Source organism: Hyphomonas sp. ske169 (assembly GCF_056850855.1).
Map to the genome: position 1 here is coordinate 2,366,164 of NZ_CP096146.1, position 21,676 is coordinate 2,387,839.

The 21,676-nt window shown below is 52.4% G+C and carries 16 protein-coding genes; 12 read left to right on the top strand and 4 right to left on the bottom strand.

Annotated features, from left to right (window positions below; all coding sequences use genetic code 11):
* Positions 1-25: 25 nt before the first annotated feature.
* The 3 genes from MY069_RS11520 to MY069_RS11530 are packed head-to-tail and all read left to right on the top strand — an operon-like array spanning position 26 to position 1,305.
* Positions 26-568 carry a 2,4'-dihydroxyacetophenone dioxygenase family protein gene (locus MY069_RS11520; protein ID WP_482793930.1) on the top strand — a complete coding sequence of 181 codons (543 nt, stop codon included), beginning with the start codon at positions 26-28 and terminating at the stop codon, positions 566-568.
* Positions 569-607: 39 nt separating this feature from the next.
* Positions 608-973: a CBU_0592 family membrane protein gene (locus MY069_RS11525; RefSeq protein ID WP_482793931.1), complete on the top strand. Its 366-nt coding sequence runs from the start codon at positions 608-610 to the stop codon at positions 971-973.
* Between the two features lie 11 nt (positions 974-984).
* Positions 985-1,305, top strand: a complete 321-nt coding sequence (locus MY069_RS11530; protein ID WP_482793932.1) for a response regulator transcription factor — start codon at positions 985-987, stop codon at positions 1,303-1,305.
* Positions 1,306-1,391: 86 nt separating this feature from the next.
* On the opposite strand, the gene MY069_RS11535 is transcribed toward MY069_RS11530, so the two are convergent.
* On the bottom strand, positions 1,392-2,153 hold the full coding sequence (locus MY069_RS11535) for a hypothetical protein (RefSeq protein WP_482793933.1): 762 nt from the start codon (positions 2,151-2,153) through the stop codon (positions 1,392-1,394).
* A gap of 378 nt (positions 2,154-2,531) precedes the next feature.
* Between MY069_RS11535 and MY069_RS11540 the strand changes: the two genes are divergently transcribed.
* From MY069_RS11540 to MY069_RS11550, 3 genes are all read left to right on the top strand, one after another.
* Entirely contained in the window at positions 2,532-8,378 is a 5,847-nt protein-coding gene (locus MY069_RS11540; protein ID WP_482793934.1) for a hypothetical protein, read from the top strand.
* A 595-nt stretch (positions 8,379-8,973) separates the two neighbouring features.
* Positions 8,974-11,313 (top strand): TonB-dependent receptor domain-containing protein, encoded by a 2,340-nt coding sequence (locus tag MY069_RS11545; protein WP_482793935.1) that lies wholly within the window; start codon positions 8,974-8,976, stop codon positions 11,311-11,313.
* Positions 11,314-11,508: 195 nt separating this feature from the next.
* Positions 11,509-12,528, top strand: coding sequence for a LacI family DNA-binding transcriptional regulator (locus MY069_RS11550; RefSeq protein WP_482793936.1), 1,020 nt, complete (start codon positions 11,509-11,511; stop codon positions 12,526-12,528).
* Here the strand turns inward: MY069_RS11550 and MY069_RS11555 are convergent.
* Positions 12,525-13,484, bottom strand: a complete 960-nt coding sequence (locus MY069_RS11555; protein ID WP_482793937.1) for a glycoside hydrolase family protein — start codon at positions 13,482-13,484, stop codon at positions 12,525-12,527. The genes MY069_RS11550 and MY069_RS11555 overlap by 4 nt on opposite strands.
* 260 nt (positions 13,485-13,744) lie before the next feature.
* Here MY069_RS11555 and MY069_RS11560 point away from each other — a divergent pair, with 260 nt between their 5' ends.
* A complete protein-coding gene (locus tag MY069_RS11560; RefSeq protein ID WP_482793938.1) occupies positions 13,745-14,635 on the top strand; it encodes an ROK family protein in 891 nt (296 codons plus the stop codon).
* A 97-nt stretch (positions 14,636-14,732) separates the two neighbouring features.
* Positions 14,733-16,118 (top strand): MFS transporter, encoded by a 1,386-nt coding sequence (locus MY069_RS11565; protein WP_482793939.1) that lies wholly within the window; start codon positions 14,733-14,735, stop codon positions 16,116-16,118.
* 163 nt (positions 16,119-16,281) lie between these two features.
* Here the strand turns inward: MY069_RS11565 and MY069_RS11570 are convergent, their stop codons facing one another.
* Together MY069_RS11570 and MY069_RS11575 are read right to left on the bottom strand one after the other, a co-directional pair.
* Positions 16,282-17,541, bottom strand: a complete 1,260-nt coding sequence (locus MY069_RS11570) for a tyrosine-type recombinase/integrase (RefSeq protein WP_482793940.1) — start codon at positions 17,539-17,541, stop codon at positions 16,282-16,284.
* A 310-nt stretch (positions 17,542-17,851) separates the two neighbouring features.
* A complete protein-coding gene (locus tag MY069_RS11575; RefSeq protein WP_482793941.1) occupies positions 17,852-18,481 on the bottom strand; it encodes a TetR/AcrR family transcriptional regulator in 630 nt (209 codons plus the stop codon).
* A gap of 83 nt (positions 18,482-18,564) precedes the next feature.
* Here MY069_RS11575 and MY069_RS11580 point away from each other — a divergent pair, with 83 nt between their 5' ends.
* The 4 genes from MY069_RS11580 (at position 18,565) to MY069_RS11595 (ending at position 21,639) form a co-directional block, all read left to right on the top strand.
* Positions 18,565-19,233, top strand: coding sequence for a DJ-1/PfpI family protein (locus MY069_RS11580; protein WP_482793942.1), 669 nt, complete (start codon positions 18,565-18,567; stop codon positions 19,231-19,233).
* Positions 19,234-19,252: 19 nt separating this feature from the next.
* Positions 19,253-19,660 carry a hypothetical protein gene (locus MY069_RS11585; protein ID WP_482793943.1) on the top strand — a complete coding sequence of 136 codons (408 nt, stop codon included), beginning with the start codon at positions 19,253-19,255 and terminating at the stop codon, positions 19,658-19,660.
* A gap of 256 nt (positions 19,661-19,916) precedes the next feature.
* Positions 19,917-21,083 (top strand): tyrosine-type recombinase/integrase, encoded by a 1,167-nt coding sequence (locus MY069_RS11590; protein WP_482793944.1) that lies wholly within the window; start codon positions 19,917-19,919, stop codon positions 21,081-21,083.
* Complete coding sequence (locus MY069_RS11595; RefSeq protein ID WP_482793945.1) at positions 21,073-21,639, top strand: hypothetical protein; 567 nt, start codon at positions 21,073-21,075, stop codon at positions 21,637-21,639. Before MY069_RS11590 ends, MY069_RS11595 begins: the two co-directional genes overlap by 11 nt.
* Positions 21,640-21,676 lie beyond the last annotated feature (37 nt).

The window sequence follows — 21,676 nt, forward strand, 5'->3', positions numbered from 1 at the left end:
AACACTGAACCGAAAGTACACCTTCATGTCCTTATCTCATGAGCCCGCCGCTACCAACCCATCCTCGCACGTTGCTGACCTCAGCCAAGTGAACCACCAACCTTACTTGCTTACACTTAACCGGCACGAGGGAGCTGAAATCAAAGATGCGCTGCCTGGCGTTCACGTGACACCATGTTTCATCGATGTCGAGAATGGGCTCTGGGTATTGTATTCCAGGTTTGAGCCAGGAACGATTCTGCCAACGCATTACCACACAGGCACCGTGCACTTTTACACCACCAAGGGCGCTTGGGCTTATGTTGAGCACCCCGAAGATGTGCAAACTGAGGGCAGCTATCTCTACGAACCGGGTGGCTCGATCCACACTTTTGAGAGCAAAGAAGGGGCAGAGGGCTTCATGGTCGTCAATGGCGCCAATATCAACTTCGGTGCTGACGGCCAGTTCATGAACATTATGGATGCGGCTTGGATCGAACAAGTCCTGATCGAAGTTGCAAAACAGTCCGGGCAAAACATGCCACGATACATCAAACCGCAAGCGATGGCCGATTTTTCAGAAAGCTGATGAAGCCACATTCTGGCTGTTTGGTCGTCGGCAATCTCAATGAGCCAATCGCTCACGCACGGCGATGTTTTGCCCTCCCATCCCCTGCGGACGCACATGAACCTTGAAGGAACAAAAGCGATGTTAGAGCCATTTCAATACTCAGACTGGGTCGGTGCAGCCGGGGTATCCTTGCTGTTGATCGCATTTGCTTTGAATGTGTTTGGCATACTGGATCGTCAGTCTTTCATGTACAGCGCCATGAACGCCGTTGGCGCGGGCCTTGCCGCTTATGCGTCCTGGTTGATTTCTTATCTTCCTTTTCTCGTCCTGGAGGGCACATGGTGCCTGGTTTCTCTGGTCGCGATAGTTGCGTTCTTTCGACGCTCATCTGGGGCTCACGCACCGCAACGAGCGGCAAACTAATGGAGTGCTAGATGGCACATTCGGACACGACTTCAGACTGGAAAATGCTGGGCCGCTTTGAGGTGCTCATGGCGACGATAGATGCAGAGAGGCACCGGGATTTTGGCCTGTCTCTGAGAGAGTGGCAAACGCTCAAGCTCATTGCTGATGGATTCACATCAGCCGAAATTGCCAGCGCGCTGAACGTCCAACGCAGCACCGTCGATACGTTCAAGAAACGTATCTTTGAAAAGCTGGAGGTGAATTCAGCTGCGCAAGCCTCCTCAATTGCAATCGCGATCCAATCTGGAGCTGATATTCGTCAACGATCGTCTACCGACCAATTCAGGTGAGCGAGCAAAAGGAGACGAAAGCTCAGAGGCTTAAGTCGCGCTTGATCCAAGCTTGGTTCCTCCCGGTGTGTTCATTGGCTGCAGGATCAGTTGGACTTGCGTTCCTGATCATACGGCGTTGGCAATCCGATCTCTCTGAGCAGTAAGCGACCAAGGCTTGATATTTCGACGCTGCCTTTAAACTCGCCCGTTCTTGGGTCGAACTCAGGAAGCTCACCAAGTGTCGAGCGCGCGGGGTAGCGCCGCCGCAAAAGGCCAAGTCTCAAGAGATTGGAGACGCCGAGTTCATATAAGTGATGGCGTTCAATGTCCTCTTCGGTGTCGTCCATGGTCGGCTCAAAAACGCGGTCTACGGATTCAAACGGGTCATCTTCGTCTGACCCCATGGTCATGTCGGTTGAGACGCCATAAGCGCGCAGGATGGAAAACTCATCGACATCGAGTGCATCCAGCACGCCGAGTAATCGTTTGCGCCGGACGCGGTCACGCTCACCCTTGGTCAGGCCGGCATTCACGAGTGCGACGATGTGCGCGATCCGATCTTCGGTCGTTGCGCGCACGGCAGAATAAGCGCCGCGTTCGACCAGGTCGATTGTTTCCGCGTCTTGCAAAAGCGCTTTTGTTTGCGCCTCATCTAAGAGCTCAACACGGTTTGCCAACGCTCTCACATAAGCTGTCAGGCGATCAAGTCGCTGGTTTGGAACGATCTCGCCGATCAATTCGGCTAACGGGCCACCTGCCAGTGGAAGTATGGAGGCGGCGCCTTTCAAGGACGCGACAAGCCGATCACCGATAGAGGCATCAAGTCCATCTTGAGAGTCGTCTTTTGGATCTGAGTCTGAGGACATGACGCGTATGTTTCAGCTGGCGAGTTGATGTTGTGAGTTGGCCTGATCAAGCGTTTGTTTGCGCACATGCCTGGTGCTCAAAGCGATGAGTTTGCACGCCTGTCTGGAAACAGAATTCGCTTTCTGGTTGACGTTGAGTTGCAAGTAACGCTTTCGCACGAGGGTGTCCACTTTCGAGCTTTCGCGCGCCAGAAAAGCGATACGTCGTGCGTTCGAAAAACCGCAACGCCGGCTTTGCTGCCGCGCAAATGCGAGTTTTTAACCGCGCAACAATCACGCCTTGGCTCGCTCATCTGAGCGTCGGTAAACGCGACGAATCACCTTCTAGTGCAATCAAGACAGGACTTAAGCCGATTGGGGAAGGAGAGATCGTGAACCATGTCATCTTTTCCGGACCCAGATTTTTCCGGAACGAACCGGCCTGACTTCAGCTCAAAGAGCGATGAAGCATTTGAGTATCTTTGCCTCGATGTCGCTAGGGCGCATTTCGAAAATGTGGTTAGTGGTGATCTACACGAAAAACGAGGCACGGCACAGCATGGCGTAGATTTCCTCGTCGATCTCGGAACAAGCGGTCTGGTGGCCGGATCATGTCGATCAGACCGCAATCCGGCCAAGCAGCGAATTGTTGGGGCGGCCAAAGAATTTGCAAAAAACTGGGACAAGAAGTGGAAGCGGCAAGATGTGACCCAATTTGTCTTATGCTTGGCCTGCGAGGAACGAACTGAAACGCGCAAAAAGCATGTGGAGGAAGCGCGGTCCATTATTCTTGATCTTGGGATCACATGCGAGGTGTGGAGCCAAAGTGGTCTGATCGATCGTCTGAGGCCACATCCAGCCGTGGTCGTCCAGCATCTCGGCCGGAGGTGGGCGCATGTCTTATGCGCGCCGAGTGTTGTGGGCGTAGAAGGCGCGACTGAAGCTCAAATCGACGCTTTGGAGGCTCAAGTTCGCGCTTTTGAAGATAGCCGGGCACCATTGGTACAGGCGAAGATAGACCAGTTGATCCAGCTCGCTCGTCAGGGTGCAAAATCGGAGCTGATTGAAGAAGCTGGGCGCCTGCGCAAGGATTTGAGTGTTTGGCGCACGTTCAACGCGCAGCAAAAAGCAACGGTCATTCGAACGGCGGTGATGTTTGATTTCGCGACCGATATAGAAGGTTTTAAAGCCGCTCATGCAGAGGCGCGGTCGCTTCATCCGCCGAAAGACCGGTATGCCGATTTCCAAATCATCGCTCAAGAAAACGGAATGAAAGCCGCGGTCGAGGCGATAAGTCATCCTCGGACGCTGAGAGAGCGCATTTTGAAAGCCGCCTATCAAAGCGAGTTGCGTGATCCTGCCAGCGCCTTGAAAATATTGGATGACGGGCCAGAACCGGAAGGCAAGTTCACGCCTTGGTATCACCGTGTGCGCGCCACGGCTCTGTCGCGTCTTGGGCAAGACGATCTTGCGATCGAACAGGCCGATAAGGCCTATCTTGCCGCCTCTGATGATTTGATGGCACGCATTTGTAGAGCAGCGATTTATTATTCTGCGACGGTCGCGCCGGGCTTGGGCTTTCTGGGCATTTCTGGTCCGAGCCCATATTCGCCGCTTCTCGTTCGGCGAGATGCAGTTTCGCAGCAGCGAAGGTCTCAAGCGGCTACTTGGTTTGAGGAGGTCGCTGCGACCGCGCCGGAGAAAGCGGACCGAGAGCTTGCTTGGTTATGGACCTTTATTGCCGCATTGGATGAGCCAGGCGGCCCTGAGAAAGCTGCTGAACTGGTCATAGCGGCCATGGAGGACGGGCCATGTTGCCCGTCATTTGTGACCTGGTGTCTTGGGCGTCAGATTGAGTTTGATCGCGTTAAGGTTGAGGCTTGGCTCTTGGAGCGACTGACAAACGACGCGCGAGACCTAAATGCAGCAGCGTCGTTATTCTTTTTGTGGCGAGACTCCGGAGACGTCGACAAGCTGGAAACCCTGTTCGCGGACCATGACCAAACCTTTGAGCTCGGCGATGTCCCGCAGGTTGAGGCATGGCAACAAGAAGTCGAGCGGATGCGGTCTGGAGAGATTGAACGGGTCGATGCGACATTGGAGGTGATTGAGCAGCACTTCTTAGACCAGCAAACTGAAATTAGTCTTCGAATTGAGTTGGCGATGCGGCTCACGCGTGAAAACAAGTGGGATGTGTTGTTTGGTGAGCGAGAGTTTTTCGAACAGAAAGTCGCGACCCCTGTAGCGTTTGAAATCATCGCCCAATGCATTGCTGAAATCGAGGGGCCGGTCCCTGCGCTCGACTATTATGAGAGCCAAAGCGTGCAATATCTGCCAGAACCGCTTCCCGCTCACTATGCGGCCAAGCGGATCAACTTCCTATCAAATGCCGGGAAACTGCCCGAAGCGCTTTCTTATGCCGAGACCATTTACACCGACGCCTCTGAACCAAACTATATGGTGCGCGCGCGGCTTCAATTTCAGTTGGGCAATCTTCGAGGCGCAGGCTCAGTGGTCTATCGCGCGTTGCGCGCTGGTAATCCGATCGCGAACACCGCCGAAATCCTCATGCGATGGGCAAACACGATTGCGAGCGAAGACCCGAAGAATGCAAAACGATTTTTGAAAGCAAGTTTTGCATTCGATCCAGATAAGGCCGTGGCGTTCGGCGCTGGTATCCTTGCTTTGGAGCTGATGCCAGCTCAGGCAGCACCTTATACGCGCCATATGCAAGCCTTTGTGCTGGCAAATCCGAACGGACCCATTCGATCAGCGACGATTGAAGAGATCCGAGACTGGATGATCGCATCGGCGGACAATGCGCGCCGAACGACTGCCGCATATGTCGATGGCCGAATTTTTGGCCATGCCGTTTTCAACGAACGGTTTGGATTGCTCTATTTCACGCCGTCTGTATCGAACGGAGAGTTTGGAGGGCTCTCGCCGCAAATTTCGCATGCCGTGGGAGGTAGTATCGGTCCGAGAGATGTTGATGAAGTTCTGATGGATTTATCGGCTATTTTCATGGCGGACATTTTGGATCTATGGCCGCTTTTGGAAGAAGCGGAAATCGATGTTGTGCTGCCATTTGCGTGGGCCGATTCAATTATTGATATGGAGATGTCTGCCCGCCCCAATCAGCCCGACCGCGTTGCCGCCAGGGAGCGCATCGTCGAAGCCATTAAGGCTGGAGAGATCAGGGTAGAACGCCTCAGGCCAGCAGGATCGGTGCGGATTTGCTTTGAAGGAGACGTCGCCACAGATAGCGATATCTGTGAGCACGACCTGAATGATGAGCGGATCGAGAAGGTAATCTCAGATAGGGCGCCTGTTTTTCTAACAGATGGCACGCCTGAGCCCTTAGAAGTTGCTGGCCGCTTGGATCAATTGTTAGGTGAGGTGAGACTCTCAATGAGTGAGAGACATGCTCAAGAGCTTCAGCGCGAATTCAGGTCGAACGAAAATGGCAGTTTGGTCGCCGATCGAATGGCGAGCCTTCGATCATTCTTGTCATCAGAGTTAAGCGCGGGTCGGTTTCGACTTGCGCCCGCCCCATCCGCAGAGGCCGAGGCTGAAGAGGGCAACACGCTCGATCTGACGGTTCGATCCGGGATGAATTATGCCTCTAGTCGGAGAGCCGCCTATTGGTGCGATGATCGCTTTTTGAACGGTCACTCGAATGGCCCGCGTCATCCAATTGTTGGCGTGCAGGTCATTCTTGATATGTTGCGGGAGCGCGACTTGATCACGCGGGCGCAACAGGATGACTACAAATTTCAATTACGGCGCCAAGGCTATGATTTCATCCTTCCGACCGCGGAAGAGGTGTATGCGGCGCTGAGTGTTGACTGGAATGAGAGCCGGCAAGCCTCGCCGCGACTAGAAGCGATGCGGCGAACCTTTGAGCGCTTTGCAAGTATTCAGGGTACGGTTTTCGGCCCGCTTGGCGTTCACGCGGTCGATGAGCGCCAAGCGGCGATCAGACAGTACTTATTGGCGAGCAATGTTGTTCAACTGATTTTGCAAAATACGCTCGGATCTAAAGACCTTGATCTGACAGCGACGATTTGGGTGATGGAAAGCTTTCGACTTGATTGGCGCGCAGACGTCAATCCTGAAGGTGCGCGCCAAATCTGCGAGTTATGGTATGGCTCATTCGTTTTGTCATTCTTGTCTCAAGCTGGCTTGGTTGGACCAGAAAGACGTCGCGAGTTTGCCGAGATTTTGGAGTGTATTTACACCAATCTTATAAAGCCTGCGATTGAGTTCAATTCGGGTGGTTTGGATCCATTCGTGATAGGTATCGCTGAAGTGACGGCAGGTCACATCAATGACGTTCTCGAGCATGACGAAACATCGAACGAGGCCCGTGTCGGGCGCGGCATTGTGGCTTGCTTTTTGGAAGTCTGCCCCGATGAGTTGGAACAAGCGATTTGCCGCGAACCTCGCATACGAGACGCGCTTGGAGTGACATTTGGCACGCAGGTGAATGATCTGTTTTTCCTGCAAGATGATCTCTGGACAGCCGTCGATGCTTTGATTGACAGTGATGATCAGGTGACCCGAACTGTCGAAAATGGTTTAATCGTTGTCTTGTCGAGGTCGGATGAAACCCACATTCAAGCAGCGGTCGGCGATCGCGTCATTGAACGTCTCATCCCAGTCGCGATCGGCGCCCGCGATCACGCAATCCGTCGAGCAGCTCTTGATGAGCGATTGGCGACCTTCGACATGTGCGCCGCGGACGCGACTTTTTGGCGAAGACGGTTTGGACGAGCGCGCTCCGCTGAAAAGCGCGCTTACGTCTTAGATGAATTGTCAAATTCTCCCGAAGGACGGCTGCACCAACTTTGCGAGCTAAAAGGAGGCGATGCAGTTCGCCTCGATCAATTGGCGGCGCCAGGTCTGGCTGACATGCTGGATTGGATCTCGCCCGATATCGGCCTTTCACAAGGCAATGTGAGTGCGTTCGAAGCGCTCGCGGAAAAGGTTGGGATGCTGGAGGCAGTGCGCCGGTGGTCTGGGGTTCCAATCTCGTTTCCGGAATGCTGCGAAGCGTGGTTTGCCAGTTTGGGAGAGGCGGAGGCAAAGAGCCTATCAGAACGATTAGCGGGTGATTGCTTCGATCCCGTCTCCAGACGAAACTTACTGCACTTGTTTGAGAAAAACGAAGCAGCACACGCAGCGCGAACAGAGTTGGTCACCGAGGCGGGTTTGGAGATGACAGAAAACCGGCATGCACAACTTGATTATGCGCGTGCCGTGGCGCTGCGCCTCTATGCAAGTCTTCCGCCGGATCATTCGCTGGAAGAGATTTGGATAAGCGCTTGGGCATGGACGGGTCGCGTGTTCAGCGCTTTGATCCCGCGTGGCGCCGACCTTACAAAGCTCTCGGGCGTGTTCGTTGAACGATCGACCTCGAACCGGCTCGCGCTAAAAGCCACGCTTCGATCAAATGATGTGCTTGATCCAAACGTTTTGACTCATGTTCAATTCTGTTCTGGGCTCGGTGGTGCTTGGATTGGCGAGGCAGGTGAGGATCTACCAAAAGAGGAAGTTGCAAGAGTCGCTAAAGAGATTTCGTTCCAAGAAGAGGCTGCGTTCCCTCATCCGGCCATACTTAGTTTGGCAAGTCTTCCAAATCAGTTTGGGTCTTGGCTCGGGGATCACCCTGACTGGTCGATGGACATTCTGTCTGGTGACGACGAGTGGATGCGGAAAGTCATCCAAGAACGGGCCGCCTTCGTCGAGGATGTGTTTGGTGCTAACGAGCTGAAGCTGAACCAATTGCACATGGCAGGTATCGACGGTTTAGATGAAGCCCAGTGGGCTCGCGTCCTGCGGCAGGTCCGGTTTTGGATCAAGCGGTTTGAAGTCCGCGATCTTCAATTACTGGCGTCGCTCTTTCAGACCGTGCCGAAATTGGATAACGCATTATCTGACCGCGTCATTTGCCACTACCAGGCTTTGTTCAAACGCGCTGCCCAACTGATCAAAGACGACGCCTCTCAAGTGAATGAACTCTACTTCTTCATGGAAGTCGGAATTCGTTTGGTCTCGAGGTTAAAGCCTGCAAGCGTTGATGCGATGCTCGAAATGCTCGAAGTCTTCGATGGATGGGTATGGGCGGCTCATCGCGATGAGGTCGCGAGATTCATACGATTGGTTGCAGATACGGTTACAGTTTCTGATCGAGCAATGATGCTTGAACTCGCAGCGGGATCCACAGGGGCGCCGTTTCCCTGAATACGCTGACGGAGGATCTAAGCCAGTCAGATAAAAACTAGGGAAGCGCCCTTAGCGATCACTATCAACACTATGGGATTGAGGCTCTTCGTAGCATTCAAACACCAAAAGCAAGCGGTATTGGAACGAGTCCGTGTTCACTCGCGTCCTCCAATCTCGAGGTACAAGCTCTCGTCCAAATACCTTGGCTCTGTGGTGATTAGCTAGTTTCCTCGACTTTACGTCCACCAATGACGTCAAACAGCGACCTCGGCACGTCTCCTAATAGGAACTTCCTGCTAGTTGAATTCTGACGCGTTTTGGGATCGAGCAGCCAAACCTCCACAAGGAATTTCGAAAGAACCACTTCGCCGCTTCTTCCCTGGATTTAGGAACGCACCAAGGCCAATTTCTCGCAACAGATTACTTCCGCTTTTTGCTTTGCCGGATCCATCGCGGCTGCGAGTGTGTCGTTTATTTGCAACACACAGGTCTTGATGCCGAAACATCTGCAATCGATTGTAATTTAACCTTGCAATCGATTGCATTTTTGTGCTTACTCATGCTGCGAAAGTGGAAGAGCCGATTGACAAGGCCTATCAGGAGGAACCTAAAAATGTTCAAACGTAAAAAATCTTTGCTCATCAGCGCGGGCGCTTTTGCGCTTTGTAATGCCGGCGCGATCGCCCAAGAGCAGGTAGAAGAAGAGGCGCGGCAAGATACCGTAATTGTGACCGGGGTTGCGAAAGCGACGACGATTTTCGATTCTTCTGCGTCAGTCTCTGCATTGCCAGAAGAGACAATCCAAAATCTTGCACCGCGATCCGTTAATGAGCTGTTTCGTGCGATCCCTGGCGTAAAGTCAGAAGACACGGGCGGCGACGCAAACGCGAACATCAAGGTTCGTGGTCTCCCAATCGCTTCAGGTGGCTCACGATACCTGTCCCTTCAAGAGAACGGGTTCCCAACCCTCTTGGTCGGTGATGTCGCTTTCAGTACAGCCGATAGCTACCTTCGCGTCGACAGTACAATTGGTTCAGTCCAGTCCATTCGTGGCGGCTCTGCTTCCACGCAAGCGCCGAACGCGGCCGGTGGTATCATCAACCTGATCTCCAAAAAGCCGACTGAACGGGGCGGCTCCGTCGCGCTGACATCTGGTATCGATTATAGCGCCATACGCCTTGATGCTGAGTTCGGGAACGTGCTCGATAACGGCATTTACTACCATGTTGGTGGTTTTGTGCGTTCTGGCGAAGGTGTTCGCGAAACAGTTGGCAATCAGGAAGAAGGGTTCCAGATCAAAGCTTCTGTCGGCAAAGAATTTGATCGAGGCGATGTCGTCGTTCATTTCAAACATCTTGATGATCGCGTGCCGACCTTCTTGCCGCTTCCTGGGATTGTTCAAAATGATGGTTCTATAGGCGCATTGAACGGTCTCGACTTGGGTTCTGGTACCAACTCGCTCGGTCTCAACGATGTTGCGTTGCGCCTCGGCGATTCGCGCGACAGCGTCGACGAGGGCGTGGAATCTGAGATGACGTCTATCGGGATCGAGGGATCTTATGATTTGACCGACATCCTCACATTCAACGGTAAAGCGCGGTGGGCAGACATCTCGGGGAATTTTTATTCACCGTTCCCGGCTGGATTGGACAGCACAAACCCGGACGGATCTTCAAACATCAATTACGTCCTGTTCAACACAGCGGTTCCGGATGTCGGAAACCTGTTCAGCGATTTTAGCCTGACAGGAGAGTTTGAGTTCGTAACGCTGAGAGCCGGTTTGTTCTATGCTGATCAGGCAAGTGAGCAGGTCTGGAGCTTCAATGATGCCAGAGCAGTGCTTCGCGGCGGCCGCCTCATAACCAACGACGCATCAAGTCTATTTCTGAATCCGCTGGACGGGTCCTTCATCAATGGCCAAAGCTATGGCAATCCAAACTTCGGTAATTGCTGCTCAGTCTATTGGGATTTCGATATTGAGCAGACGGCGCCATATGTCTCCGCAAACTTTGACTTGGACGATCTGACCGTTGAAGCGTCTTATCGCCAAACAAATAATAGCGTTTCAGGACAGTTTATCAGCTTCGGAAATGCGATCATCGGACCGTTTGATGCTGACGGTGATGGAACGATCGGTACAAACGAACAGGGCGCTCAACGATTTGACTCATCTGCGCTAGTCCGCACCGATTACGACGCCGACTTTGATAGTTATTCGATTGGTGCAAACTATCGCGTCAATGATGGTTTGGCGGTCTTTGCGAACTATTCTGAAGGCGCCTCTTTAACTGCGCCTGATCGCTCGACTGGGAACCTCGTCGTGGCAAATGGCGTCGGTACGTCTCCAGACGATGATCTCTTCCTCAACTTCGTGGAGCAGTTCGAACTGGGTATGCGTTTCCGGTTCGATGCGGGTGATCTTAGCATTGTTTACTTCGACGCTCAGGTCGCCGAGGCAGCGCAATTCGAAGTAACCACGCAAAACGTGATCCAAACCGAATTTGATACAAGCGGAGTTGAGATTGAAGGTGACTTCACATTTGGCGAAGGCTTCGGTGTATCGGGCAATGTCACGCTGACAGATTCCAAGATCTCAGGCCCGGCAACCAATGCCAATCTCGGCAATACACCGCGTCGTCAGGCGCCTTATACTCTGAACATCAATCCGTATTTTGAGGGCGAAGGTTACGATCTAGGTCTGAACATCTTCAGCACGGGGGATGCTCCGGTACAGGATAGTAACCAGTTCGACCTGCCAGGCTTCACGACGATTGGCGCTTATGTGAACTACGAATTGAAAGACAATCTCACATTGAGTGTCGCAGGTAACAATCTGTTCGACGAGGTTGGCTTCACTGAAGGCGAGGAAGGCAATCCAGCCATCGGTGATTTTGTTCGCTTCCGTCCAATCAACGGCCGAACGATTTCTGCGACTTTGCGTTACAATTTCTAAGCAATAATATCCAAAACATACCTTCCTCCCAGTTTTGGATAATTATCAACAGCCCGCCGTTCAGGCGGGCTGTTTTGATATTGAGGAGAAGAGAAGGTTTCCGTACTCGGTCGCAAATTATTTTTCGAATTGCGTCAATGTAGTAACCTATGCCAGCATATAATTCAGACTTGAGCTTCTGGACGAGGAATAGCCTTGATCAAACCCGGTAAAATTACGATGGCGGAGTTGGCGCGGCTCGCTAATGTCGACGTATCGACTGTGTCGCGTGCGTTGAATGACAGCCCACTCGTCAAAGAGAAAACCAAGGCGCAGATTCTGAAGATTGCGTCAGAGACCGGGTATGCGGTCAATGCATCGGCGCGCAACCTCAGACGGCAATCTTCGGAAGCCATCGGCATGGTTATTCCCCTTAGAGCGGGATCAGGCCAAACAATTTCCGATCCTTTTTACCTTGAGATGGTTGGTGCTGTCAGCCAAGCCGCCTCCGAACGCGGCTATGATTTGATCATTAGCGTTCCCAAAGAAGATGAAAAAATCGCTGAACAGCGTCTTTTGCAAACTGGCAAAGCCGATGGCTTGATTGTTATCGGTCAGGCGGGGCGCTCCGACCGGCTCGAAGCCTTGGGGCCGTTGGCAAAGAAAGTCATTGTTTGGGGAGGTCTCGCGGACCCGGTCAATTACACCTTGGTGGGGAGTGACAATAAAGAAGGCGGTCGGTTAGCAGCGGAACATCTCCTGTCAATTGGCAGAAGACGAATACTCTTCCTTGGGCCCAATGATTTGCCAGAGGTCCGTTTGCGCTTTGAGGGCTTCCAAGCCGCTCACATCGCAGAGGGGGTTAAACATGACCCAGCCCTTATGTTGGATGTTGAGTTTGGCAGCGCATCAGTGTTTCAGGAAGTATCCGCCTTCATTGAAAACGGTCCAGATTTTGATGCGATATTTGCGGTTTCTGACGTGTTGGCGATGTCAGCAATGCTAGCCCTGCAGTCCAAATCGCGATCGGTGCCGCACGACGTGGCTGTGGTCGGGTATGATAATATCGGTCAGGCTAGCCTTTCAACGCCGTCTTTAACGACGATCGATCAGAACATTGCAGCGGGCGGAGAAATGTTAGTCGATCTGCTGTTGCGCAAGCTTGCCGGAGAGGACGTCGATCCGCAGCTGACGCCGACACGTCTGATTGTGAGAGCGTCTACCAAGCAAAGCTAAGTGGTTTCGACCGGCGCTGTGGCGATATTTGTTTCCACGAAAATTTCTTTGGGTTCGGCGAACCGCAATTGCTTTTCGGGTCCGGCATTCTCGGTATAAGGCCCAAGGATTTTAAAGCTGCCAAGCGAAAGATCAAAATCGATGACGCTACCGCCGAACAAACCATGCAATCCGGGCAGCTTGCTTGTATCTGGAGCGATCGCTTGCCATGGCCCCAACATATCCGCACCGCGATACAAGCGGTGATGATGGGTTAACTCTGAGTCTGGTTGCCCTTCGTAATGGCGATCGCAGGCCGACACCATGAGAAGAAGATCTCCAGACCTGGGGTCTTGATAAAGCTTCGGGACCTCCGCTTGTGTCATCAAGTCAGCATCTGGCAGCTCGATGGGAGCGCTCAGCTCATCAATTATGATGTTTTGACCATCCCGCTTCAGTCGAGCATGCGCAATCGCCGGTCGTATTGGAGATATTTTGGCCGACCAGACAGCGTGGAGACCTCCAGAAGGATCTGAAAAAAGAAACGGGTCACGCCAGGCCATGATCGGCCCGCCATCCTCGCCCAAATCGCTCCCAAGACTATCGCGCGGACCAAGATAAAAGCCCTTTTCAACAATCGCATCATAGTCGCGTAGCGGGCAGCTGATGGCGGCTTGAGGGATTGCATCCACCCGAAATGGACTTGGGCCGGTCGCAACACAGATGGTTTGCAAGAATCGCCGATCAGCCCCGCAATTTCTTACGCCAGTGAAGCCGAAAGCAATCCGCCCATCATCCAAGGCCAGCGCTGAGCCGCTCCACACATTGCGTGCATCAGCGCCGTCTGCAACCTGTCCAGGCGTTAGGACAGGACCATCGTCACGCCAAGACATTCCATGATCGGACGAGACAAAATGGCGGACATGAAATGCAAAATCATTCCGCTCCGGCGGCGCGATGGGGGTGCCATCTGCCATCCTTCTGCTTAGTGCCAGGCAGTAAAGATGTAGATCTCCGGATGGTTCGCTGAGTGTCCAGCTATCCCAAAGCCATAGGTCCGGGTGAGTTATCCCGCCCTGGAACACATCTCCGCTTGCGCGAGGGATTGGCGCTGACTTGACGTGCATGCTCTGAGATAATCCGTATAAACATATGATTGTAATTGCTTTGATCTTTATGCTATCAGAAATACAATCGATTGCAATAAGTATCGATCGCCTAATGTGAGTTGAGATAAATGACCAATCCAAGGCCATGTTTCGCCGGCATTGATGCTGGAGGTACGACCTTCAAATGCGGCGTAAGCGACGCTGACGGTAACCTGCTGAATAAGCATCGCGTTCGCGTGACCTCGCCAGAGGAAACGCTGTCAGCCTGCGCAGCGTTTTTCAAATCGGTCGTCTCTCGATCCGATCTGAAAGCCTTGGGTATTGCGAGCTTCGGGCCGATCGATATTGATCGAACATCCAACACTTATGGAACCATCCTTTCGACCCCCAAGCCGAATTGGGCAGGAACTAACTTACATGCGTTCTTTACCGACGCCCTCGCGACAGAAACAGTTGTCGATACCGATGTGAACGGCGCATTGTTCGCCGAAATGGCTAGCGGCGCAGCGCAGGGCGCCGCGTCAGCGGTCTACATCACGATCGGGACAGGAGTCGGGGCTGGCATTTATCTCAATGGCCATTTTGCAGGACAGCCTACGCATCCTGAGTTTGGGCATATTCCGATCAAGCGACACCCAGATGATACCTCATTTGCGGGTATTTGCCCGTTTCACGGGGATTGTCTTGAGGGACTGGCCTCGGTCTCAGCGATGCGTGCGCGATGGGGCGAACCCAAAGATCTTGCGCCCAATCATCATGGGTGGGTGATCGCTGCCGATTATCTCGCGCAAGCGTGCCGCGTGCTCACCCTGACTTTGAGAGTGGAGCGTATCATTCTCGGTGGCGGCTTGATGTTGGCGCCGCATCTTCTGGACATGGTTCGTTCAGCCTATGACCGTCAGATGGCAAACTATCTTGGAGACGAGTCGATTGCCGGCAGGACATTGATCGACCGACCCGCATTTGGCGATGATGCTGGACTCTGTGGCGCTCTATTATTGGCCTCTCAACACCAGTAAAGACCTTTGACACCCCACTATACAATCGATTGTATTTGGGGCATGACTTAATTCGGCCGACAGAAAATCTGCATAGCGCCACCGGGAGGAAATGACGATGACCAGCTATCCGCCGCTGAGCGTAAAGGAGAAAGTCGCCTACGGATTGGGCGATATGGCCTCCAATTTCTACAATGGCTTCTTTGGCATCTTTCTCTTGTACTACTACACTGACGTGTGGGGTATTCATCCGGGCCACGCTGCGTTTATGTTTCTGATCACCCGATGGGCCGACGCCTTTACGGATCCGGCAATGGGGATGATCGCAGACCGGACCAATACGCGATGGGGCAAATACCGCCCGTTCATTCTGTGGACGATCATTCCTTATGCCTTGCTGGGATATTTGCTCTTCCTTGGTCCTGATTTCGGGCCCACAGGGAAGCTCGTCTACGCTTATGTGACCTATTCGCTCGTCATGCTCGCTTACACCGCGATCAATGTCCCATATTCCGCGCTCCTCGCCGTGATCCATCCTGATAGTACAGAACGGACAAAGGCCACGCAGTATCGCTTCGTGTTTGCCTCCTTGGGGTCGATCCTTGTCGGCGCAGCCACAAAGCCGCTGGTGGATTGGCTCGGAGGCGGCGACGAAGTGACGGGATTCCGGCTGACCATAATCCTGTTTGCCATTCTATCGGTTGTGCTTTTCTTGATCACCTTCGCCGCAACGAAAGAACGCATTGCGCCGAAGACTCCACAAAAGTCTAAAATATCTGAAGACCTCGGCGTCCTCTTCAAAAACATTTCCTGGATTGTACTCGCCGTCTCAGGGGTTCTGATTGTTATAGGATTGATCGGACGACTATCGTCGGTGGCATTTTTCACGAAATACAATATGGGCTTGGACGATGCGAAACTGCTATGGTGGATGGACGCGGCTTCGGTCATCATAACCGTTGGATTTATCGGGCAATTGTTCGGCGCGCTTTTAACGCCCGCTCTCACCAAACAAGCCGACAAAAAAACCCTTATGATCACCGCGAATTTTGTCGCGGCAACCGCATTGGTCGTGAATTTCATATCGCCTGAAGCATTCTTACCTGCTTTGGTCACGCATACAATTATGATGTTCTGCTTTGGTATCATGATTACTCTGCTGTTTGCGATGTACACGGACTGCTCTGAGTATGGCGAATGGAAGTCGGGGAAAAACAGCGCCGGTTTAACGGTATCTGCCTCAATGTTCTCATTGAAATTCGGCTCCGCGGTTGGTGTTGCCATACCTTCATCGGTACTCGCTTTGTATGGATTTCTGGCCCCTGTAGATGGAGTTGTTCAAGCCCAACCAGATGCTGCTTTGAGCGGCATTAAAATGATGTTCAATATCATTCCCGGCATATTCTTCCTGGTGGCGGGAAGCTTGATGTATTTCTACCAGATCGATCGTAAGCTTCTCAACCGTATTGAGGTTGAACTGAGCTCCAGACGAGGGCCGTTATAATCTAACCCCCTCCAAGGTGGAGGGCGTAACCAGTTTCTTGTGTCTGCTTTTAGGAAATTCCCGCCATGCCGCTATTGACCGGTTTTGGAGCCCTGACACCAACTCTGCGCGCATAGCGTTGGGTGTGATCAAGCTTCCGAGGGTTCTTTTCCTGGTAGAGCACTTAACGTAGCGAAATATCCATGGCATCGCCTACAACCCGCCCAATCTCTTCAGCCGCTTTTTGAGCAGCTGAGTTCGTCAGGTGTGCATACCGTTGGGTGGTCGCAAAACTTTTGTGGCCCAAGAGAGCTCCTATCATAGGAAGCGAGAGACCTTTGGCCGCTCCAAAACTTGCGAAGCTATGACGCAAGTCGTGCATGCGAACGTCTTCTAGGCCCGCTTCAATTCTTATTTGGCGCCATATTTTTCCAAGACCTTGATAAGCTGCGGGTCCTGTCGATGCTGGAAACACCCATTTTTCATGCTCCCGTGGCTGTAGGTCGAGCAAGTCTAACGCGAGCTTAGAAATTGGCCGAATTGACATTCCTGTCTTGGTATCGCCGAGTCGCAGAAATCCCTGGTCGAAATCAATCTCAGACCATTTGAGTTCCGAAATTTCCGAACGCCGTGCCCCGGTCAATGAAAGAAGCCGGATAATTGTAACCGCTTGCTTCGCGTTTGCACGGCTTTCCCAGTTTTTGAGAACCTCTCCCAAGCGCCCCGCTTCGGCTTCGGTCAGGAAGCGTTCGTTACTTTTGCTCGGAGCAAGTCGTACACCTTTGCAAGGATTGCGATCTAAAATTTCGTGTTCGACGGCGTAAGCGAACACGCTCGACAAAATACCTATTGTCCTTTTGGCCGTTCCGGCACCGCCGCTGGCGCGCCGAACGCCACGTGGCTTCGTTTTTTTTTGGGTTCTTGTCGCCCCACTGGTGATCTGGTCCCGCACGTTAGCGATATCGGCTAGTTTGATCTGGTTGATTGGTTTGTCACCGAGTAACGGCAAAACGTGAATCTTTAAACGGTCTACATCCAATTTTACGTTAGCGGCTTTGCGCAGTGCACCGGTACGACGACTGATATGCGCAGCTTTTTCCTGCCAAGTTTCGAATAGCTCGGCGAAGGTTTGGGTGCCGTCATCAACCAAGTGCTCTTCGGTTTTGAATGGGTCCTGGCCCAATCGAGCTTCGGCTTTGCAGTCTCTGGCCAATCGCCTTGAGGCTTCAGGTGTTGAGTCTTCCAGTTTGCCGAGCGTTATGGTTCGCGTTTTTGCAGAGCGACCTCTCCCAATCCTGTACTTTAGGATGTATGATTTGGAACCGGACGGCATAATGCGTATTCCAAACCCCGATACCTCTGAATCCCAAGCTACATATTTGGCGGATTTGGGTGGCAAGCTCTCGGCGCTACGTTTCGTCAGTTTGAGTGAAACTTCGGTCATTCCAATCTCCAATTCGTCCAGCTCGTGTTACCACCATGTTACCACCACTCCCTCAACTCAGCGCAAAGGTGATCAAGTTTTAGCAGCCGTAACAACTCTACAATATCTTGTTTTAATTGTAAAATTTCAATCTTGAGCAAGCGTGCGCAAACTCTGACAAAACCCCAAAGATCGCTTTGACATTGCAGGGGTCACTAGTTCGAACCTAGTATCGACCACCATTTTTCTAAAGCAGTTTGCGGTTCTGAACGGCGCTTAGCCTTTAAAGACCTTGATGTGCGTAGCGATATCCATCTCAGCTTATCGCGTCTTAAAGCGATGTCTGCGCCGAAGATACGCCAAGCATTTCTGAAACGGCCCGCGCGCAGTTCTGGGACATCATGGTCAGGTTCGCCTGCGACTCGCCGGATTTTGCCCTGGCGGAGAAGGCAATCAATGTGTTTGCGACCAGATGAGTCGCGGTATTGAGTTGAGCGGTGGGGCAGTTTGGAACGGACCGCAGAATCCTTGAGCGCAGCAAATCGTCAAGTTGCTCTATCCCGACGCGGAGGCGGGATTTGATGGCAGCTTCATCTGCGCTTGAAGGCGCGGTGCCGAAGACCAAACATCCAGGATCGATGTCGCTGTCGCGGTAATAGATCGACAGCATAGCCTCTAAAAAACTCGCAATGGCCGTCTCTAATGGCCCGTCTGCTTGCAAGGCCGGAACGGCCTGCTCCCGCACTTGCTCGCCAAATGCGTTCATCGCCCCGACATACATAGAAAGCTTGTTGCCAAAGGTTCTGTACAAGCTTGGCCGGCTCAATCCGGTGACATCGGAGAGCTCATCAAGCGATACCGCCGCATAGCCCTTTGAACGGAACAATTCGATGACTGCTTGCATCGCTGCTGATTTGTCGATGCTCGCGGGGCGACCGCGTTTGCGCTTCACTTGAGACATTATGTACCGTTTCGCAATTAATTATTGACGACCCGATATTAATGTACGAAACAGTACGAAATGACAAGCTCAAGGAGCACGCCATGCTGGTTCAAGCCCTCGTTTATCCTGGTTTCACAACACTCGATTTGATTGGCGCTATGCAACCGCTCGCGCAAATTCCCGGTTCGAAAACGGAAATCGTGGCGCAAAAAGCGGGCGCTAACCCGACAGATGCAGGGGCGACGATTCTAGCCGATGCAACATTCGAAACAGCGTCTCGCTCCCCAGACATCATCCTCGTTCCCGGTGGCGGCACGCCGTCTATCGATATTCTCGAGGACGAAGCAACTGTAGAGTTTCTGGCTCAGCAAGGGGCGGCGGCGAACTGGATCGTTTCGGTTTGCACCGGGACGCTCTTGCTCGGCAAAGCTGGCCTATTGAACGGCTATAAAGCGGCCAGTCACTGGGCTGTGATCGACACACTCGACGCCTTTGGAGCGACCCCGATGCACGAACGCGTCGTGGTGGATCGCAATCGATGCACTGGCGGCGGCGTGACGGCCGGGGTTGACATTGGTCTGACGGTTGCCGGGCTAATTGCGGGTGAAGATGTTGGGCGCATGATCGAGCTCATTCTCGAATACAATCCAGCGCCGCCTTTTGGAACGGGGCATCCATCCATTGCGGATGAAGCGACCCTGGCCATGGCGCGGGCGGGTGTCGAAACGGTCATGCCGCACGACCGGATTCGCCAAATCGCGGCTGCCTGAGCATACGGGTGTTGCAGCGATGAGTTTCGTCAAAGACATTTGGATCTGGTTCAATGCGATGGGCACGTTGCCCTGGACGATCAAGTTATGGGCGATCGCTTATCCCTTACCACAACTCATCGGGGGCATGATTTTCATTGCGACCCTTCCCGGCGCGGTTATTCTGCTCGGCCGCCTTCTGTCGGGCATCATTGCTAGCCAGATCCACAAACGCGCGCCTTTTTCTAAGCTGATGGGACCAGTGGGGCATGCGCACTGGGTGATTATCGTGCCCTTTTTGATCTATTGGTTGATGACCCAGGCAGTGAGCCCAGCACTGTCATGGTTCATCGTCTACGTGATCCTGACCACACTGATCAGCGCGGTGATCGATATCCAAGAGTTACGGACCTACCTCAAACAAGGGCATGTGAAGTATAAACGCTGACCCCGCCCGTGCAAAATTCTTGCGCTCTAGGTTCCAATATTGGTCCACGATTCAACCGGCGCGAATCGCGAGCGATCAGAGAGTTTCGCGCGGAAAAAATGGTGCCGCGTAGGAGACGTGAATTGCTGTCTCAGCAGGCTCCATCACGTGTTGTTATTCAAATAATTCAGATATTTAGAGAAACTTCTGGCTTCACGCTGTTGCATGGTAGTTCACGATGTTGCACCATAAAAGGTGGACAGTAAGGTGGACGAAAATGGCCCGTCCTTTGAACAAACTCTCACCTGCTTTTGTTAAGAATGCACCGGTGGGTAAGCACTCTGACGGCGGAGGATTGTGGCTTTACAAGCGTGCCGACGGCGGAGCTCAGTGGTTTTTGAGAATAACAGTGCATGGCAGAAGACGTGAGATGGGCCTCGGTCCCTCACCGGCGGTGTCACTGAAAGAAGCCAGAATAAGCGCTGATCGCTGGCGCGCCGTTGTTCGCGATGGAAAAGATCCGATAAAAGAGCGCGATAAACAAAGGCGGCGCGACGAACGCAGTCTAAACTTGCTGAACGATATTGCGCAGGATTGCTTCGAAACCCGAAAAGCGGAGCTGAAAAATGACGGTAAGTCAGGGCGATGGTTTTCACCGCTTGAGCTTTATGTTTTACCAAAACTCGGACGTATTCCTGTCGCTGATATAGACCAAATAGATGTCAGGAATGCGCTGGCCCCTATTTGGCACGAAAAACCAGCTACCGCAAAGAAAGCGCTCGCTCGACTTTCGGTATGTTTAAAGCATAGTGCGGCGTTGGGACTGGACGTCGATTTACAGATTCCGACGAAAGCAAAGGCATTGCTCGGCGCGCAACAACACGTGACGAAGCATACGCCGTTTATGCCATGGCAGGAGGTTCCAGCTTTCTATTCTTCTCTCATTGAAGATACGATCGTTCATCTCGCGTTGAAGCTGCTCATTCTAACTATCGGGCCGCGATCTAAGCCCATTCGGTATATGAGAGAAGAGCAAGTTGTGGGTGACGTTTGGACTGTTCCCCATGAGAACATGAAGGGTGCGAAAGGAAAGACACCTGACTTCCGGGTACCTCTTCCAAGACAGGCGCAGGACATAATTGCGCGAGCCCGGCCATATTCGAGGGACGGCTTTTTGTTTCCGAGTGTAAGAAAAGGCGTGATGTCAGACGCCGCAATGTCTCGATTGATGGAGCGACGAGGTCTCATCGCAAGACCGCACGGGTTTCGATCTAGTTTTAGAGTTTGGTGCTCAGAAAATACAGACATTTCATGGGAAGTAGCAGAAGCGTGTCTGGCACATTCCATCGGCTCTAGAGTTGAGCGCTCTTACAATAGAACTGATTATATCGAGCAACGAAGAGCGTTAATGCAAAGGTGGGCTGATTTTATCGATGGATCATGATGAAAACGATATTACCATCCTTATTCGAAAAGAACGCGATAAAGAAGTTTCTGAACTCCAAAAGATGGCGTCCGCTGGAGCATCCTATGACGACTTCAAGGCCCTTTTAAAGGGGCGACTAGATTCTCAAAAAACGCGAACGCCCGAACTAAATCCGGACGCTTTGCTCGGGCGATGGCTGCAAAGCGAAGGCTTCTCAGACGCAATATCCAAGCTATGTGAGAATAACGCGATTTTCTATAATGGTTTACGTCGATTTGCTGAACGGCAACTGAAGAATGACCGGGACGTAAGCTCGGACATTTGCCGTTTTCTTTTGCTCTTTGAGCTAGGAGTAAGATCAAAACCACGTCTGAAGCGAGGGAAAAAACCCGACAACTTTAGGGATCATGAAATTGCTAGAACGATGTCTTTGCTCGATGAAGGTACGGGTCTCAAATTAGGAACTAATGAGAGCCCAAAAGATGAGGCACAGTCCATCGTGAACATGATGGCAGAGTTGCACGGCGTCAGCCGCAACCACGTGCGCACGGTTTGGAAAAACAGAAAACTCTAAAGCATCGAGTAAGGCTCGCTGCAGTGTAGGTGAATAA